This is a genomic window from Hominibacterium faecale (assembly GCF_020734085.1).
Classification (GTDB): domain Bacteria; phylum Bacillota; class Clostridia; order Peptostreptococcales; family Anaerovoracaceae; genus Hominibacterium; species Hominibacterium faecale.
The window spans coordinates 195489-212292 of the sequence record NZ_JAJAGH010000005.1; the positions used below are offsets into that span (position 1 = coordinate 195489).

A 16804-nucleotide genomic window follows, 5' to 3' on the forward strand; every position below is an offset into this window, starting at 1 on the left:
GTCCTGCTGCCCTAGGACAGCAGCTGATGGATCTTCCAGCAAAGCTCATAAGTGGTCATCTCGCTGGACAAAATGGCCATACCCTGTTCCTCCGCCTTCTCTGCAGTCCCCGCTTCAACGGTAATGCCTTCCGGTACGATGATACAGGCCGCCTCATCCAATTCGGCCACCGCCAGCACGTTCAGGTGGGTCTGAACGGTAATCCACGCATTTCCTTGTTCACATCCGCTCATCACACGGCTGAGAAGATCGCAGGCATAAACCCCTGTCACTTCCCGCTGCGCGCCTCCGGATGTCAAAAGCTGCGCGCCCAAAGCCTGAGCCAGTTCTTTTACGTTCATAGGCACCTCCCTACTCAAAATTGATAATCATTTTCACTTTTGTACCTTGTCCAGGTGCTGTTTCAATTTCCAGCACATCGGTATTCTTCTTAATGTTGGGAAGGCCCATCCCGGCGCCGAATCCCATCTTGCGCACCTGCTCGCTGGCCGTCGACCAGCCTTCCTGCATGGCCAAGTCCAGATCGGGGATACCTGCCCCCGAGTCCTGAATGATGATCTCAATTCGGCTGCTGTCGATATCCACCTGGGCGCTGCCTCCCCCTCCATGGATAAAAGCATTGATTTCAGCTTCATACATGGAGATTGCAACCCTCTTTATAACAGGCGGAGACACACCCAGCTGCGCCAAGGTTTTCTTGACGCTGCTCGATGCCTCTCCGGCCATGTCAAAATTATTTCCGTCGATTATAAAGTCCAGTTTCATATCACTCTTCCAATGCCTGCCGCTGCTGGGCAATCATCATATCCTTAATCTTCATCAATCTCGCCAGATTACTTCTTTCATTTTCATCTAACTTCATTGTAATACTTTTGATGGTTTCCTGCAACGTCGGAATCTGGACATATTCCAAAGCATTTACTCTTCTTCTAGTTTTTTCAATTTCTTCCGCCAAAAGCTGAGTGGTTTTTTCCACCTGCGCCAGCTTGAGCATTAAAGGCAGAACCTCCTGCAATGCATCCACAGAAGCATCCAGCTCGCCGGATGTAAAGGCGAATCCATAAGGGTAGATATCTCTTCCCTCATCGCCGGTATCGGTGAACTGAAAGTCGGGAACGTTTACGCTCATGACGTTCTTTGTTTTCACGCTGGCATACACCTGTCTCTGGGGCAGCATGAGGGCTTCCTGCAGGGAAGCATCCTCCATGGCGGCTCCGGCCACCACAAAACCCGCGTAGACCTGGGCCATCTTTTCTTCCAGCTGCACCCGCAAATCCATGTTCTCGCGAATCAGCTCCAGGAATTTTTTCATCAGGTCGTCCCGCTTATCCTTGAGGAGCTTATGGCCCCTGGTGGATGTGGCCAGGCGTTTTTTCAGCTTGGAAAGCTCCATTCGGGTCGGGTTTACTTGTAAAACTGCCATATCCCCGCCTCCTTACTTTTCTTTTTTAACGCCATATTTTTCAATCATTTCCGGCTTGATTCTCTTGAGCTCGCTTTCCGGCAGAATAGAGAGCAGCTCCCAGCCGATATCCAGGGTCTCTGTGATTTCACGGTTGGTGGTAAAGCCCTGGGAAACGTATTTCTGCTCGAATTCTTCCGCGAATTTGGCGTACAAAAGGTCGGTTTCCGACAGCGCCGCTTCACCGAGGATGGTCATCAGTTCCTTGGCGTCCTTACCTCTTGCGTAAGCCGCAAAGAGCTGGTTCATGGTGCCGGAATGGTCCTCTCTGGTCTTATCCGGTCCAATACCCTTGTCCTTGAGACGGGACAGAGAAGGCAGAATATCGATGGGCGGCATTACGTTCTTTCTGTAAAGCTCCCTGGACAAAATGATCTGTCCTTCTGTGATATACCCGGTCAGGTCGGGGATGGGATGGGTCTTGTCGTCCTCCGGCATGGTCAGGATAGGAATCATGGTGATGGAACCGTCGCTGTCCTCTTTTCTTCCAGCTCTCTCATAAAGGGTCGCCAGGTCGGTGTAGAGATAACCAGGATAGCCCCGGCGTCCCGGAACTTCTTTTCTCGCAGAGGATACCTCACGGAGAGCCTCGGCGTAGTTGGTGATATCCGTCAGAATAACCAGCACGTGCATGTTCTTTTCAAAGGCCAGATATTCGGCAGCCGTCAGAGCCATACGCGGGGTGGCGATACGCTCGATGGCCGGGTCGTTGGCCAGGTTGATGAACATAACGGTACGGTCGATGGCCCCGGTGTCTTTGAAGTCGGAAATGAAGTAATCCGATTCTTCGAAGGTGATACCGATGGCGCAGAATACAACGGCGAAGTTGGATTCACCCTTGAGCACCTTGGCCTGTCTTGCGATCTGGGCCGCCAGCTTGGCGTGGGGCAGACCGGAGCCGGAGAAAATAGGAAGCTTCTGTCCTCTTACCAGGGTGTTCAGTCCGTCGATGGCGGAAACGCCGGTCTGGATAAATTCATCGGGATAAACACGGGCCGACGGGTTCATCGGCAGTCCGTTGATGTCTACGTTCTTTTCCGGAATCAGCTCCGGGCCGCCGTCAATGGGCTGGCCCATGCCGGAGAATACTCTTCCCAGCATGTCTTCGGACACGGATAATTCCAGGGAATGCCCGAGAAAGCTCACTTTACTGTCCTGCAGGTTGATTCCCGCGGAGCTTTCAAAGAGCTGTACCAGCACGTCGTCTCCGTTTACTTCCAGTACCCGGCAGCGTCTTCTTTCACCGCTTTGCAGCTGTATCTCGCCCAGTTCGTCGTAGGCCACGCCTTCAACGCCTTTGACCAGCATCAGAGGGCCTGCTACTTCCGATATGGTTTTATATTCTTTTAACATTAGCCTGCCACCTCCTCTTTCATCAGCCGATCCAGTGTTTTGGTCAGTTCAGCCGCCGTATCCTCCATGTAGGTTTCGATTTCATCTTCCGCCACATATTTGGCTCTGGCGATCTTTTCGCGGACGTTCATATCGAGAATACGATTGATATCCACGCCCTTTTCCAGGGCTACGACCGATTCATTGTAGAAAGTCAGAACCATCTTGAGAATCTTATACTGTTTTTTCAGGGAAGTGTAAGCGTCCGTATCATCAAAGGCATTCTGCTGCAGATAGTCCTCGCGAATGGATCTGGAAGCTTCCAGGATCAGACGGTCCGAAGGGGACAGAGAATCGTATCCAACCAGCTTTACGATTTCTTCCAGCTCCGATTCCACCTGGAGCAGTTTGTTGGTTTCTGTCACGCATTTAGTCCAGTCGTCGGCCACGTTCTTATTGAGCCAGTTGCCGATGGTCTCGCTGTACAGGGAATAGGAAGTCAGCCAGTTGATGGACGGGAAATGCCGCTTGTAAGCCAGGCCCGAATCCAGTCCCCAGAATACCTTTACGATACGCAGGGTGGACTGTACGACCGGGTCGGAGTTGTCGCCGCCGGCCGGAGATACGGCTCCGATGGCGGTCAGGGTACCGGTTCTTTCTTCGCTTCCCAGACATGCCACTTCACCGGCCCGCTCATAGAACTGGGCCAAACGGGATGTCAGATAAGCCGGGTATCCCTCTTCACCAGGCATTTCTTCCAGACGTCCGGACATTTCACGAAGGGCCTCGGCCCATCTGGATGTGGAGTCGGCCATGATGGCTACCGAATAGCCCATATCGCGGAAATACTCGGCAATGGTGATACCTGTATAGATGGATGCTTCACGGGCAGCTACCGGCATATCGGACGTGTTAGCGATGAGCACCGTACGGTTCATCAGAGATTCGCCCGATCTGGGGTCCTTTAGTTCCGGGAACTCCATCAGTACTTCGGTCATTTCGTTTCCACGCTCGCCGCAGCCTACATAAACAACCAGGTCTACGTCCGACCATTTTGCCAGCTGATGCTGAACGACGGTCTTTCCCGATCCGAATGGTCCCGGAACGGCTGCCGCTCCGCCCCTTACGATGGGGAACAGGGTGTCGATAACCCGCTGACCGGTGATCATGGGAACTTCCGGAGATAATTTATTTTTAAAGGGCCGCTGTTTTCTTACCGGCCATTTCTGCATCATCATGACTTCCTGAACGGTTCCGTCTTCTGTCTTGATCTTGGCAACCGTATCGGTAATCTTATGCATGCCGCCGTTTATTTCTTCAACCGTTCCGCTGATTCCCACCGGAACCATGATTTTGTGAACGATGAGTTTGGTTTCATCCACCGTACCGATCACATCGCCGGGGATCACGGCGTCGCCTGCCTTGACAGTCGGTTTGAAGTCCCATTCTTTATCATGATCAAGGGAAGTGACCTCAACACCTCTTGCGATGTTGCTTCCGGTCTTTCCTTTAATCACTTCCAGAGGTCTTTGGATTCCGTCAAAGATCATTTCCAGGATTCCAGGCCCCAGTTCGGCGGAAAGTGGTTCTCCCGTGGTCACGACTTTGTCGCCGGTCTTGAGGCCGGCGGTTTCCTCGTATACCTGGATGGAAGCTTTGTCGCCCCGCATTTCTATAATTTCACCGATCAGCCCCAGGTCACCTACGCGGACAACGTCGAACATGTTGGCGCTCTTCATGTTTTCCGCAACGACCAGCGGACCGGATATTTTTACGATTTGTCCATGGTCCATAATTTTTTCACCTACTTTTTTCTCAGTTATTAAAGATGTCCGCACCTACGGCTCTCTCTACATTCTTGTGTATGTTTTCCATGCCGATCCCAAGGCTTCCGTTTCTGCTGGGAATAGGAAGGATGGCAGGAAGCATATCGTCCTTATATTTTTCAACCACGTCCAGGTTGGCTGCGATAAGTTCTTCGGTGACGAAGATGATGCCGTATTCCTGTTTCGCCAGGTCCGCTACCAGACCGGCGATGGAAGGCTCTCCCGCCACTTCATAGACATCGAAGCCGATGGCCTTGAAGCCCAGTACGCTGCCGCGGTCACCAATCACAGCGATTTTAGTCTGCATAGATGTACCTCAACCTTTCTACGATCAATTCTTTTGGAAGACCGAACACTTTTGATACCAGCACCAGTCTGACAGCCCGAATCTCACGGTCTTTCAGATAGAGGAACGCGATCACCGGCTCCAAACCGAAGGGAATGACTTTGGCCTTATCAAACAGGTCCTTAAAACATCCGTCTAGATTCTGTTCATAGACATTCAGCGGCTCCCCATGCCGTAAAGCCGGTACGCTTTTTTCCATTCTGCGCTTTTTTCCTGCTTTGTCCAGGAGACGGCTGATGCCTTCATAGCCTGCCGAATAGCCTTCGTCGATGTCCGCTGGATCGATGGTTCCGCCTTCTGCGAAAATTCGTCTTACCTCATAAGCATCCTTTTTCATGCGGATGAGCCGGACCGCGGTCTCAATGTTGATCAGGTCGATCTTGGCTTCCACGTACTCGATGAGCAGCGGATTATCCAGCGCTACTGCCTTTTCTTTCATCAGCGCCAGCACCGCCTTGTCGATAATGATATCCACGATCTGGGAGTCTTTAGTCTTTGCCAGACGTTCCATAGCCTCAAGAGCCGCTTCCCCTAGGATCTGGGGAACCTTTTCAAAACGTTTCGCTGAGAGCTCCGCTTCCATCTGCTCCGGGCTAAAGGTACCGGTCTGTTTATATAGATGGTCAAACTCGCCTTGGGCAAGCCTTGCTTTTGCATACACCTTCAGATTGTGACCGTCTGCCGGATAGCGGAAAACATAGGTCACTTCCGATTGCTCAGTAATGTTTTCAAGGAGCTGATACGTTCTCACCAGGTCCGCCTCAAAAGCAGCCTCGTAGTCTCCATGGGAGACGTCCCGGAACATTTCTTTTCCGGCCAGGGATTTGAAAGCATCTTCCGCATCGGATGCTTCGATGGCCTTCAATAAATCCTGCTGAGAGATCAGCTGATTTTCCAGAGAATGGACTCGTGCCGCAGCATGCAGGTACTTTGTATCATCTTTTTCCATAAATACATACCTTCCTTTCCTTTATGCGAAAAGCATTGCCGCAACTTCTGATTCCGTCTCTTTCTTTCGATCGTTTATGAGCACTTCAAAGGTACAGTTGGTTTCGACTTCGCCTTCCTGAATGATCAGGCCGCCCAGAAAATCGCCGGTCTGCTGTGATAGCTTTACGTCCAGATTGTGGGCCTTTCCGGCCGCCTCCGCCAGTTTTTTTCCGAAGGCTTTGCAGTCGGCGTCGTTGAGCACGATCGTAACCTCTTTACTGCCGCTGTATCTTCCAATCAGCCTTTCGTATATGTTCAGCTTTTCTGCTTCCGGCAGCCGGGCCAGCTTGCCCGCCGCCAGTTCAAAGGTCTTTTCCAGCGCCGCGCGTCTTGCCGTCAGCTTGGTGTTGCGGCTTTCAATACCGGCCTGGGAAACCCCTCTTTGCGTGATTTCTTCTGCTTCCTTGAGGGCTCTTTTCAGGATAGCGCCTTCTTCGATGCCGGCTTCTTCGCTGTAGAGCTTTTGAATTTCCTCTACATTCTTCTGTCCGGCAGCGGTAATTTTATCCGCCTCTTCCTGACCTTCCGCCCGGATAGCATCCAGTATTTTTGAAATATTATCCATAACGAATTCCCTTTCCGATTACATTTCGATGTTGAAGATCAAAAGCATAGAAATCAGGAATGCCAGGATGGCGTAGGTTTCTACCAGCGCTGCGGATACCATGGCTTTGGACAGCTGATCCGGTTTTTTCGCGATGATGTTGATGCCCGCAGCGGCAACCTTGCCCTGAGCGATTCCGGAAAGGAGACCAACCAGTGCGATGGGCAGTGAAGCAGCCAGGATATATGCGCCTGTGCCTACGGAAAGCTGTACGTCGCCGCTCATCATTCCGCTGTTGAGCATAATGATAAATCCGATCAGGAATCCGTAGATACCCTGCGTACCAGGAAGAGCCTGCAGTACCAGACACTGACCGAACCGTTCTGGGTCTTCGCTGAGTACGCCTGATGACGCCTGACCTACCAGGCCTACGCCTTTGGCGGAACCGATGCCGCAGAGGCCTACAGCCAGGGCAACGCCTAAATATGCATAAAAGTTACCATTTGTAAATAAAGTTCCAAAAGTTTCCATTTTATTTTTCCTCCGTTACGTTTACATATTTCGTTCTTGCTTTCAGCGGCTCAAATTTTCTGCCGCCGCTTTCATAGTATTTTCCAAAGAATTCAACGTACTGCAGTCTGGCCGAATGCACGTATGCGCCCAAGGCGTTGATTGCCATATTGAGGGCGTGGCCGAATACAAAGATTACGATGAATAAAATTGCTCCAACAATTCCGCCGCCTGTCAGTGTACCGATGGTATTGACAACGCTGGCGATAACTCCTGTTGCCAGTCCCAGAGCCAGGATTCTGGAGTAGGACAGCACATCGGAGAAATATCCGGTCACATCATAAAGGCTCATAACGCCCGATGAGATTTTTCCGAAAATAGTGGGCTTTGATCTTCCCTGTGTGCAGACCAGTCCCAGCGCTCCAACGATGGACATGACGATGCCGATCATTTTCAGCCGGCCCGGCAGAATCAGCAGCGGCAGTCCGATGAGGAAGATGTACCAGAATCCCACATCGAAGAGCGCGCCCCATTTGTCGCCCCGTTTGATCATCAGATAAGCTTTAAAGCCCATACCCAGGAACAGATGGATGACACCCAGGCCGCAGGACAGTCCCAAGACGACCATCGGCTGAGTCAGCGGGTCGATCAGCTGGGGAATCTCAACGGTTTTGCCAAAGAACACTTTTGCTACCGACGGAATCACGTCGCCGAAAAAGCTTCCGTAAATCAAGCCAAAGATGATGGTGGAGATGCCGCTGATTCCCAGCATGGTCAGAAGCCGTTTCATGCCTTCTCCAACATCGAGAAGTTTGGCAGCTCCCAGTCCTCCAACGGTCAGCAGCAGGCCGTAACCCGCATCGGACAGCATCATTCCGAAGAACAGGAAGAAGAAAAATCCGATGGCCCAGTTGGTATCCATGCTGTTTGCATTTGGCAGCGAGTACATCTCTGTCAGCGCTCCGAAAGGCGCTACCAGCTTGCTGTTTTTCATCAGTACCGGGAAGTCCTCGTCTTTTTCCGGTTCTGTGTATTCATAGCAGCAGGTGTATTTTTCCAGTTCCCGGCTGACTTTATCTTTTTTGTCAGCCACGACCCAACCGGTGATGATGTCCACCTTGTCGGTATGAAGCAGGTTGTCTTTGCTGGCCAGACAGTCCATCCGGACTTTTATGGCATCGTAAGCCATTTCCAGTTCTGTTCTTTTTTCCGCCAGTGCTTTCAGCTTTTCGTTTTCCCCTGCTACTTGTTTTGTCAGAACCGCGATTTTCTGGTCGCAGCTTTCGATGTTTTCTTTAAAGGTTCCGCGAATGCCTTCCAGGGTGAACTCTTTGGCTCCGAACATGCTGATGGTCTCTCTTACTGCTTTTTCATCTTTTTGATGAAAGAGAGCGACCATGTATCGGTTTTCGTCGTCTTCTGAAATCTTTTTCAGATAAACGTCCAATTCTTTTTCCCCGGCTGCCGCCTCTACTTCTTCAAGATCGCGGGGAGCCGGCAGGACATAACACAGCAGTTTGGTGCGCTGTGTCCGAAAATCCCCGATTTCCGCATCCAGGGATTCCCATGAAACGAAGGAAGCTCTTTCGAATTCTGCTTTTGTCAGTTCTTTTTGGTAACGATTTCGTTCTTTTACAATTCCTTCAATGTGATCACAGGTTTTCATCGTATCGAAAAGAACCTGATCATTGGTCAATTCCTTGTAGGTCACTAGAGGCCGCTTGTAAAAGAGGCTTCTCTTTTCACCGAATTCTTTCAGGGCTGCGATACATTCGTCCAGTTTGTCCACCAGATCTTCTTCTCTGGATAAGTCGATGCTTTCACTTCTTTCCAGTATCTTTACTGCATCTTCTTCCAGCATGGACTGGGTCGCAGTCGGTTCTACGACGCCGCATCGCTGTATGTCCTCCATTATGTCTGTGGATTGCCCTCTGAGACTGTAGATGTAGACTTTTTCCATTTTTTCAATCATAAACTATCCACAATCCCTTCCACAATCACAAGTGCCGCCTGGTCCATTCTGCTTTCTGCGATCTTCAGAATCTTATCCGCTTCTTTCTGAGCGGCAGCGATTTTTTCTGCTGCTGATGCCGCAGCTCTTTCCTCAGCCTGCTTGGTGATTTTGGCAGCTTCTCGGTTGGCTTTGGCGATGGTGTCTTCGATGTGCTTTTTCCCATCGACTTTTGCCTGGGCCGCCGCGTCGTCTGCAAGTTTCCTGGCCGCAGCTTTCAAATCCTCCGCTTCTTTTTCAGCGGATTTAATTCTGTCAATAACATCCTGCATATGCACTCCCTCCTTTCGTCACCTTTTTTATAAAAAATAATAATTCCTACCTATATATATTAACAGACTGCATATTAATTAAAAAGCGTTATGAAAAAGTAGTTGTTTTCACGCAATTCTGACTAATCACAATCTTGTCTACGCCACAAATTTCAACCGTTTCACGCCTCATCGGAAATAAATTTCCTATGGTTCCAATAGATTTACAGATTGTTTCACAGCATTTTTTGTGTATTTTTATTCATATACAGAAATTTCGACCATTTTTTCACAAAAAATGGTACTAATTTGCTAAAAAAGTTTACATATTTATACTTTATTTTAGACCGATTAGTAGGAAGATATACATGCTGCTGCGGAGGTTGTGGGAAGCCGGTGCCAATAGGGCTGGCTGGGACGGTGCTGCGAAGGAGGCCGGGGATGGGCGGGAGAAATATGGGGAGCGGGATAGGAAGTGGAATGATTGGCGGCATGGGGCCGCCAATTATCGTCAGCGCTTCCTTACGGCTAGAATTACGATGATTTTTTATCGCTGCTAATAGAAATTTTGGTCATTCACGATGATTTCTCTCTTTTTCCCGGCCGATATTGTCCCAAAACACCCAAAAATCATCGTGGAGAGACAGATTTTGATGCATCCACGATGATTTGCCGGAGGGGCGTTGAAGTGCACCGTCAAAAACGCTCCCAAACAAATCTCCATTTCCATCCCTCCGCCGTTGTTCCACTATGTAACACTGACAAACGAAGGACTGCACTCTTTTTTAACATCCTCCCGCCAAGGCTCCAAATTTTAAGCCGCCTTTTTCTCACTATTCAAAAAAGTTAAAATCCGCTCGTCGCTTACAAATACAACGCTTTCTTTCCGCCTGACATCAGCCGCCTGCCTTTCCATTATAATTTGGTACGCTTTTTGCGTTTTTATTTGGCAACAAATTATTATTTCTTTAGTTAAGGAGGAACTAGAAAATGAGCGAAAAAATTCCTGGCTATCAATTTATCGCCAATACGCTGAAAGGCTACGGCCTGACGCATATCTTCTACGTGGAGGCCATGCTGCGGATGGTGAACCGCCAGTTCGGAGAAATGGACGTGAAACGGGTCATGGCTCATTCGGAAAACGCCGCCGCCTACATGGCCGATGGGTATGCCCGCATGTCTGGAAAACCTGGCATATGCATGTCTCAATCCATCGGATCGGCTAACCTGGCTGGTGGGATTCACGAAGCTTGGCTGGCAAACTCGCCGGTCATTGCCTTTACTGGGAAAAAACCGCCCACCTACCAGTATCGAGGCTGTTATCAGGAAGCGGACCATCGCCTGCTTTATGAAGGGATCACCAAGTTTAACGCGGACGTTTCCGAATCTGAACAGCTCTCAACGGTGCTCCGGCAATGTTACCGGGCGGCTGTCACGGGAAAACCCAGACCCGTACATGCGGACATGAGCAATCACACCGGGCGGGTTATTGAAGTGGGCAGCGTTTCCCAGCCGGTTATGGTTGAAGAAAAATACACCCAGTATCCGGCTTTTCGTCCGGCCGCGGAGCAGAGCGACATCGATCTGGCCGCCGATAAAATCAACCGCGCCCAAAAGCCCGTGCTGGTCCTAGGAAGAGGCGCAGCCATCTCAGGCGCCGGACAAGAAGCGTGCGGCTTGGCTAAAAAAGCCGATATCCCGGTTGTCACCTCGCCCGACGGCAAGGCGCTGATGGATGAAACCGATGAATTATGGAGCGGAATCGTGGGCGAATACGGCATGGATTGCGCCAATCGAACCGTTATGGATGCCGATCTGGTCATCTTTGTCGGAACACAGACCGGCGATCAGACCACCCTGGCTTGGAAGGTTCCGGCTCTTTCCACAGAGGTGGTTCAAATCGATATCGATCCCACGGAGCTGGGAAAAAATTATCCCAACTGCACCGGTCTTTTGGGCGATGCCAAAGTGGTTTTGTCTCAGCTGATTGAAAAGGTAGACAAAGCAGATCATCTGCCGTGGAAAGAAATAGTCCAGGGATATGTCCGCGAAACGTTAGACGAGTATGAAGAAAAGCAAAACAGGGACACGCTTCCCATCCGCCCCGAACGCCTGTGCATGGAAATCAGCAAAACGCTCCCGGGCGACGCAGTACTGGTAGCGGACACCGGTTATTCCGCCGTATGGTCTTCCACCATGCTCCGTATGAAGCCTTCCCAGAAATACATCCGCGCAGCCGGTTCTCTGGGCTGGAGCTATCCGGCTTCCCTGGGCGTCAAATGCGCTGCCCCTGATCGTCCGGTTATTTGTTTCACCGGAGACGGCGCTTTCTACTATCACTTAAACGAGATGGAAACCGCTGTCCGCAATGGAATCAACACCGTGACCATTATCAATAACAACATGGCTCTGGTTCAGTGCCGCCCGGACCTGTCCCTGGTCTATAAAGATCAGATGGATTTGATTCATGAACGATATGAATATCCGGACGTAGACTTCTGCAGGATCGCAGAAACCTATGGCTGCTGGACCCGGCAGGTGGACAAGCCGGAAGAGATCGGCCCGGCCATCCGCGACGCGCTGGCCTGCGGACGGCCCGCGGTAATCGATATCCGTACAGAGCGGGCCGCCGAAATTCCTATGGCCCTGATTCCCAGATAAATTACAATCATAACAAAATCGGCTTCGCTGATTCTTAAAAGAAGTAGACTTTGTTGATACGCAGGAAATATCGTTGACGATACTTCCTGCGTAATAAAATCCAAGAACTGGCGAACACTTCGTCAGTTCTTTGGTATATAATTAGACCAAACGAATTTTCTTTCATTGCAACAGGAGGATATCATTATGACGATTTATAATTGGAACGGAGATGTATTGACGGAATGGAAACTGCTCCAGGAGAACATGTCAGCAAAGGAACAGGCATGGAAAACGTTCATGAGTACCGGACGCGTAGCCTCGTCCATTGATATTTCTCCGGAAGTACTCAGTTCATGGCAGCGTTGTAAAGACCGGGGAATGGACCCTTATGATGAACATGTGGTCACGGTCCCCTTACATATATTATCGGAAAAGCTGAAGAAAAATAATTGGATCATCGAGCTGGTACGCCCGATCCTTCAGGAAACCGCGGACAACATCCGCGATTCCGGCTATCGCATCGACTTGTACGATCAGGAACTATGCCTGCTGATGCGTTTCGGCAAAAAAATTGCCGGACAGGATTCCGAACGGCGGGAACTCATCATTGGTGAAAGCCACACGGAAGCCGATGCGGGAACGACATCCACCAACCTGGCCGCCCTCCTGCAGCGTCCGGTCCAGCTTATGGCTTATGAGCATTACAAAACCATGTGCCACGGTCTCACCTGCGCCTCCGTTCCCATTATGGACTCTTCGGGAAACCTTTTGCTGGTGCTGACTGTTGAGGGAAACTGCTGGCCCATGCATAAACATACGCTGGGCATGCTGGTCACTTTGAAATACTATATTGAATATTTGATTTCCAAAGACATCCGTTCCTACTCGGGAATCAACGAAAAAACTATCACATCGGTGATTGAAATGATCGAAGATCCTGCGATTATTGTGGACAATACAGGGAAAATACTTTTCTCCAACTCACCTGCGCAAAATACACTGGGCGAGGGCTGGAACAGCCTGATCGGTTTCAACTGTGAAACTATCTGGGGGAAAAATCCGTTCCGCGAAGTCCTCAATTCGCCCCACTCCATTGCCAATCGTAAAGTGGTACTAAACATCGGTTCCACCCAGGAAACTTTTTTCGCTACCATAAAGCCTGTGGTCAATGACAACGAAAAATTGGTTATGGCCATTGGGATTTTTAAAAAGGCGCTGATTAACAAGTGCGCCGGCGCCGGTTCCCAAAAATTCAAAGCCACCTATGTCTTTGACAATATCATCGGCGAAAGTCCTGAAATTCAGCAAACCATCAAGCTGGCCCGGGAAACCGCTAAGCTGGACAATAACATCCTGATCTTGGGAGAAAGCGGCACGGGCAAAGAGCTGTTCGCCCAGTCCATCCACAATGAAAGCAACTATTCCAGCGGGCCTTTTGTTGCCATCAACTGTTCGGCAATTCCCCATTCCTTACTGGAAAGTGAGCTATTCGGCTATGTGGGCGGCTCCTTTACCGGCTCCAAAAGGGAAGGACAGATCGGTAAATTTGAAGCAGCCAACGGCGGCACCCTCTTTTTGGACGAGATCAATTCCATGTCTATGGAAATGCAGTCCAAGCTGCTGCGGACATTGCAAAGCAAGACCATCGTGCGGGTCGGCGGGACAGAAGAGATTTCCATCGATATCCGCATTATCGCGGCCTCCAATCAGGACCTATGGCAGCTGGTAAAGGAAGGCCATTTCCGCGATGATCTCTATTATCGAATTAACGTGATATCTATATCAATTCCCCCCCTGCGGGAGCGAATCGGGGATGTGGACCGCTTGATCGATAACTTTATCGATAGTTTTTCCAAGCAGTTCAAACGGGATATCAAGCTCAACGAGGATGCCCGCCGCCTGCTGCAGAGCTATTCCTGGCCGGGAAACGTCCGCGAGCTGGAAAACGTACTGGAGCGATGCCTGGTTTTATCCAGAGTCAATGACAATAACATCATCTCCATCTCCGATATCTGCACGTATAACGGAATCTTCGAGTTCTACCAAAAGCAGGATAACCAGCTGATTTTAGCGGATCCCGCCCAGGAAGAAGCCTCCGACGAAGGAAGCGTTCTCACGGATTATGAGAAGCTGCTGATTATCGATGCCTTAAAAAAATACAACCATAACATACAGGCTACAGCTCAGCATTTGGGGATTGCCCGCAACACACTTTACCGGAAAATTAAAAAGTATGGGATAAAACAGGAGTAGCCTGCTCTGTCAATGCTTTCTTTTGTTTCGACGCTTTTCTTTTCTGATCCCTTTCCGAATCTCCTTTAAAAGCAGCTGACCCTGCCGCCTTTCATACCCGCACTTCTGCGGCGATCCGGAATAATAAAAGCAGTCGATTTGATCGGCCAGCGCGGCCAGCTGCTCTTTGACGGCTTCATCGAAAAGCCCCGCACCCAGCAGATGATCCATGAACTGCCTTGGCGAATGATATTCTTGCAAGCGCAGTTTGGATTTGCGGCAAAGAAAGGCGGCCTTATGCAAAAAGATACGGGGATTTCCTGCCGGTATCAACCAAAATCTCCATACGCCCATTTTACGAAAAGATTGCTTTTTCTGTACTTTGTTAACCGGCTTGCTATATCCCGGGCGGCGGCGCGTTTCCTTTCCCTTCTTTGTGCTGCCGCCCTTCCCGCGGTGTTTTATAAAGCCGATTAATAGAACAGCACACAAAAGGAAAACAAGAACAATCACTCCAATCAATAATCCGGGATGACCGCTTTCTTCCATATATTCCCCGTTTGTATGTTCACTGACCAGACTGCTGGTTTTGCCTGTCAAATGGGCCGCCACGTAGCTGAAAAATCCGGTCACAAGGGAGCCTAACGCTTTTCCCGTCTGTTTTATTCCCTCAACAGCAAACGACATCCCTGCGAGAATCCAGCTTTTCTCTTTTACAAGAATTACAGTACAGCCTAACACGGCCATATATAGGCCGATCACCCCGATTCGCAGTGGGTCACCATTCTTTTTATAAACGCTGATCCTGCTTACCTCTGCCAAACTGATTAAAACCGCGGCTGCCATGGGAATTATATTCCCGTTTAAATTTGGTTTCAGTTCCAACGTAACCATCAGCAGCAGTAAAAGAATCGTCGTCAGCTCGAACCTGGTAATAACCGATATTTTTTCCAGTGGCTTATCATTGAGCATTTTTCCACAGTAGGATAAACACACACAGACTGCAGCCAGCTCTATGCTGGCTTCTTTTGTCAGCGAAAAGCAGATGAAACATCCGGCTGCAAAAAAAAAGCTCAGCAGGACATAGCAAAACAGACTCGTCCTTCCGCGGGTCAGATAGTCGAAAGTGTAAAGGAGCAGTGCTCCGCAAAAAACATAAATGAAATGCGATATGTAGAAAGCGTCCATTCGTTTGCCAATAAAAAAGATATACGCCGTATAGTAAGCAAGTATGGAAACGGAATAAAGGCAGATGCAGCCCGAAAGGAAATCGCTTCTATTATTCTTCATCGTTTTATCCCCTCTCCAATCTCAGAAATATGGATCGCGCGGCCCCTGCGCGCCGGATCATCCCCGCCGTATCTTTTATAAGAAACAATGGTTACTTTCTCATGGGCAAGGGCGACAAGCATTTTATTGTCCAAAAATCGCGCTCCGTCATAAGTAAAGTAAAAATATTCACCGATATTACCATTCTTCTCCAGGAGGTCCTTCACTCGAAACAAGGAGCGGCTCTTTGGGATAGCCCTTGCTTTTTCCTTTTCTTCCCTGGCTCTTATGATTGCCGACGACAGGCTGGATCGTTCCTGCAGAATTGTGTGTTTTTCCTCCGTCTTGTCCTCCAGATCCAGGATCTGATATTTTGCCAGATATTCTGCGATCACGGACAAAGCCTGGGGATCTCGAAACATGAGATTGCGCGGCGCACAAGCTCTTGACTTGGGCAGTGAAATTCCGCACCCCATCCCTTTCTCGTAAAGCCTGAAGATCACGGAAAAGAGAATACGCAGAGTGTTTTCCAGCGCAGCCTTTGGGATCTCTTTCCGGTTGTAGCTCTCCCCATCGAAAATAAGATGTACCTGCTTGGTACAGACAGGATCATAAAGGTTGACCACCCATTTGTCCTGACTGGCCAAAAGCTTCCAATTGATGGACTTCACCGGGTCAAATAACTGGTATGGGCGGTTGCCTTTTATAAGCGTTACATCTTCGTGAATGCTTTTGGCCCCTTGGCTGCTGAACTTGAGGTTATGTAAAAAAGGCTCGACTCTTACAGGGACAATTTGGGCGCAGACCAATATCCGGCAATTCTGCCGGCTGTTTTTTGATGTATGAATGAGGCCGAAAGGATCTCCGCAGTAAAGGAATCGGTCTTCCAAAACCGTCTCTCCTCGTTTGACAGCCCTCAGCCGGGGCTCCCAGTTCAGGCTCTCGCCGCCCCTGATATAGGGAACTCTTTTTTCAAGAACAAAGCCCATCTGCTCGCTGTACATTCTGGCTTTACTGATTTCCGCATCACTCAGGCTGCGGTAATCTGCCTCATCTGCTGGTGCAACCGGGCCATACCTGCTGATCGGAATGCGTATCATAAAATTCAAAATCGGCAGCTTGCCTGTATTTCTGATCCTGCAGCAAAGACGCATACGTTCTCCTGGGAAAACGACTCTTTGTTCACACTCTACGCTGACCTCAATGGACCTCAAGGTCAGATGGCTGTATATCTGGGCAACCAGGCCGATCAAAATCAGAAACAGCAGAACAGCCGCCACCTCATCCAGGGACCAGTACAGGGCTGCAATACAGCAGAAAGTCATAGCGATGATCACAGGAATGCTCATGAAAAAGCTTGTTTCATCGATTAATATTTCTCTTTTCAT

The 16804-nt window shown here is 49.7% G+C and carries 16 protein-coding genes; 3 read left to right on the top strand and 13 right to left on the bottom strand.

Annotation, left to right across the window (positions count from 1 at the left end; all coding sequences use genetic code 11):
• Positions 1-11: 11 nt before the first annotated feature.
• The 11 genes from LG211_RS06080 to LG211_RS06130 are packed head-to-tail and all read right to left on the bottom strand — an operon-like array spanning position 12 to position 9293.
• Positions 12-341, bottom strand: a complete 330-nt coding sequence (locus LG211_RS06080) for a DRTGG domain-containing protein (protein WP_148398542.1) — start codon at positions 339-341, stop codon at positions 12-14.
• A gap of 10 nt (positions 342-351) precedes the next feature.
• Positions 352-765: an ATP-binding protein gene (locus tag LG211_RS06085; protein WP_148398540.1), complete on the bottom strand. Its 414-nt coding sequence runs from the start codon at positions 763-765 to the stop codon at positions 352-354.
• Position 766: 1 nt separating this feature from the next.
• Positions 767-1423, bottom strand: coding sequence for a V-type ATP synthase subunit D (locus tag LG211_RS06090; protein WP_148398538.1), 657 nt, complete (start codon positions 1421-1423; stop codon positions 767-769).
• Positions 1424-1435: 12 nt separating this feature from the next.
• Positions 1436-2815, bottom strand: a complete 1380-nt coding sequence (locus LG211_RS06095) for a V-type ATP synthase subunit B (RefSeq protein ID WP_148398536.1) — start codon at positions 2813-2815, stop codon at positions 1436-1438.
• Positions 2815-4587 (bottom strand): V-type ATP synthase subunit A, encoded by a 1773-nt coding sequence (locus LG211_RS06100; RefSeq protein WP_148398534.1) that lies wholly within the window; start codon positions 4585-4587, stop codon positions 2815-2817. Before LG211_RS06100 ends, LG211_RS06095 begins: the two co-directional genes overlap by 1 nt.
• A gap of 22 nt (positions 4588-4609) precedes the next feature.
• Complete coding sequence (locus LG211_RS06105; RefSeq protein WP_148398532.1) at positions 4610-4927, bottom strand: V-type ATP synthase subunit F; 318 nt, start codon at positions 4925-4927, stop codon at positions 4610-4612.
• On the bottom strand, positions 4917-5915 hold the full coding sequence (locus LG211_RS06110) for a V-type ATPase subunit (protein WP_148398530.1): 999 nt from the start codon (positions 5913-5915) through the stop codon (positions 4917-4919). The genes LG211_RS06105 and LG211_RS06110 overlap by 11 nt, the downstream gene beginning before the upstream one ends.
• A 21-nt stretch (positions 5916-5936) precedes the next feature.
• Positions 5937-6521 carry a V-type ATP synthase subunit E gene (locus LG211_RS06115; RefSeq protein ID WP_148398528.1) on the bottom strand — a complete coding sequence of 195 codons (585 nt, stop codon included), beginning with the start codon at positions 6519-6521 and terminating at the stop codon, positions 5937-5939.
• Positions 6522-6539: 18 nt separating this feature from the next.
• Positions 6540-7031, bottom strand: a complete 492-nt coding sequence (locus tag LG211_RS06120) for a V-type ATP synthase subunit K (RefSeq protein WP_148398526.1) — start codon at positions 7029-7031, stop codon at positions 6540-6542.
• Position 7032: 1 nt separating this feature from the next.
• A complete protein-coding gene (locus LG211_RS06125; RefSeq protein ID WP_148398524.1) occupies positions 7033-8982 on the bottom strand; it encodes a V-type ATP synthase subunit I in 1950 nt (649 codons plus the stop codon).
• A complete protein-coding gene (locus LG211_RS06130) occupies positions 8979-9293 on the bottom strand; it encodes a hypothetical protein (RefSeq protein ID WP_148398522.1) in 315 nt (104 codons plus the stop codon). The genes LG211_RS06125 and LG211_RS06130 overlap by 4 nt, the downstream gene beginning before the upstream one ends.
• A gap of 347 nt (positions 9294-9640) precedes the next feature.
• On the opposite strand from LG211_RS06130, the gene LG211_RS06135 reads away from it, so the two are divergent.
• The 3 genes from LG211_RS06135 to LG211_RS06145 all read left to right on the top strand — a co-directional run bounded on the left by LG211_RS06135 (position 9641) and on the right by LG211_RS06145 (position 14168).
• Positions 9641-9832 (top strand): hypothetical protein, encoded by a 192-nt coding sequence (locus tag LG211_RS06135; RefSeq protein WP_148398520.1) that lies wholly within the window; start codon positions 9641-9643, stop codon positions 9830-9832.
• A 430-nt stretch (positions 9833-10262) separates the two neighbouring features.
• The gene (locus LG211_RS06140; protein WP_269477169.1) at positions 10263-11933 is read left to right on the top strand and encodes a thiamine pyrophosphate-binding protein; all 1671 of its coding nucleotides are present in this window, start codon (positions 10263-10265) and stop codon (positions 11931-11933) included.
• 186 nt (positions 11934-12119) lie between these two features.
• Positions 12120-14168 carry a sigma-54 interaction domain-containing protein gene (locus LG211_RS06145; RefSeq protein WP_253020501.1) on the top strand — a complete coding sequence of 683 codons (2049 nt, stop codon included), beginning with the start codon at positions 12120-12122 and terminating at the stop codon, positions 14166-14168.
• Between the two features lie 9 nt (positions 14169-14177).
• On the opposite strand, the gene LG211_RS06150 is transcribed toward LG211_RS06145, so the two are convergent.
• Positions 14178-15437, bottom strand: a complete 1260-nt coding sequence (locus LG211_RS06150; protein ID WP_269477170.1) for a hypothetical protein — start codon at positions 15435-15437, stop codon at positions 14178-14180.
• Entirely contained in the window at positions 15434-16804 is a 1371-nt protein-coding gene (locus LG211_RS06155) for a DUF58 domain-containing protein (RefSeq protein WP_253020503.1), read from the bottom strand. Before LG211_RS06155 ends, LG211_RS06150 begins: the two co-directional genes overlap by 4 nt.

Bases quoted from the DNA above. Each gene is read 5' to 3' on its own strand.
- LG211_RS06080 (WP_148398542.1), bottom strand. From the start codon at position 341: ATGAACGTAAAAGAACTGGCTCAGGCTTTGGGCGCGCAGCTTTTGACA.
- LG211_RS06085 (WP_148398540.1), bottom strand. From the start codon at position 765: ATGAAACTGGACTTTATAATCGACGGAAATAATTTTGACATGGCCGGA.
- LG211_RS06090 (WP_148398538.1), bottom strand. From the start codon at position 1,423: ATGGCAGTTTTACAAGTAAACCCGACCCGAATGGAGCTTTCCAAGCTG.
- LG211_RS06095 (WP_148398536.1), bottom strand. From the start codon at position 2,815: ATGTTAAAAGAATATAAAACCATATCGGAAGTAGCAGGCCCTCTGATG.
- LG211_RS06100 (WP_148398534.1), bottom strand. From the start codon at position 4,587: ATGGACCATGGACAAATCGTAAAAATATCCGGTCCGCTGGTCGTTGCG.
- LG211_RS06105 (WP_148398532.1), bottom strand. From the start codon at position 4,927: ATGCAGACTAAAATCGCTGTGATTGGTGACCGCGGCAGCGTACTGGGC.
- LG211_RS06110 (WP_148398530.1), bottom strand. From the start codon at position 5,915: ATGGAAAAAGATGATACAAAGTACCTGCATGCTGCGGCACGAGTCCAT.
- LG211_RS06115 (WP_148398528.1), bottom strand. From the start codon at position 6,521: ATGGATAATATTTCAAAAATACTGGATGCTATCCGGGCGGAAGGTCAG.
- LG211_RS06120 (WP_148398526.1), bottom strand. From the start codon at position 7,031: ATGGAAACTTTTGGAACTTTATTTACAAATGGTAACTTTTATGCATAT.
- LG211_RS06125 (WP_148398524.1), bottom strand. From the start codon at position 8,982: ATGATTGAAAAAATGGAAAAAGTCTACATCTACAGTCTCAGAGGGCAA.
- LG211_RS06130 (WP_148398522.1), bottom strand. From the start codon at position 9,293: ATGCAGGATGTTATTGACAGAATTAAATCCGCTGAAAAAGAAGCGGAG.
- LG211_RS06135 (WP_148398520.1), top strand. From the start codon at position 9,641: ATGCTGCTGCGGAGGTTGTGGGAAGCCGGTGCCAATAGGGCTGGCTGG.
- LG211_RS06140 (WP_269477169.1), top strand. From the start codon at position 10,263: ATGAGCGAAAAAATTCCTGGCTATCAATTTATCGCCAATACGCTGAAA.
- LG211_RS06145 (WP_253020501.1), top strand. From the start codon at position 12,120: ATGACGATTTATAATTGGAACGGAGATGTATTGACGGAATGGAAACTG.
- LG211_RS06150 (WP_269477170.1), bottom strand. From the start codon at position 15,437: ATGAAGAATAATAGAAGCGATTTCCTTTCGGGCTGCATCTGCCTTTAT.
- LG211_RS06155 (WP_253020503.1), bottom strand. From the start codon at position 16,804: ATGAAAAGAGAAATATTAATCGATGAAACAAGCTTTTTCATGAGCATT.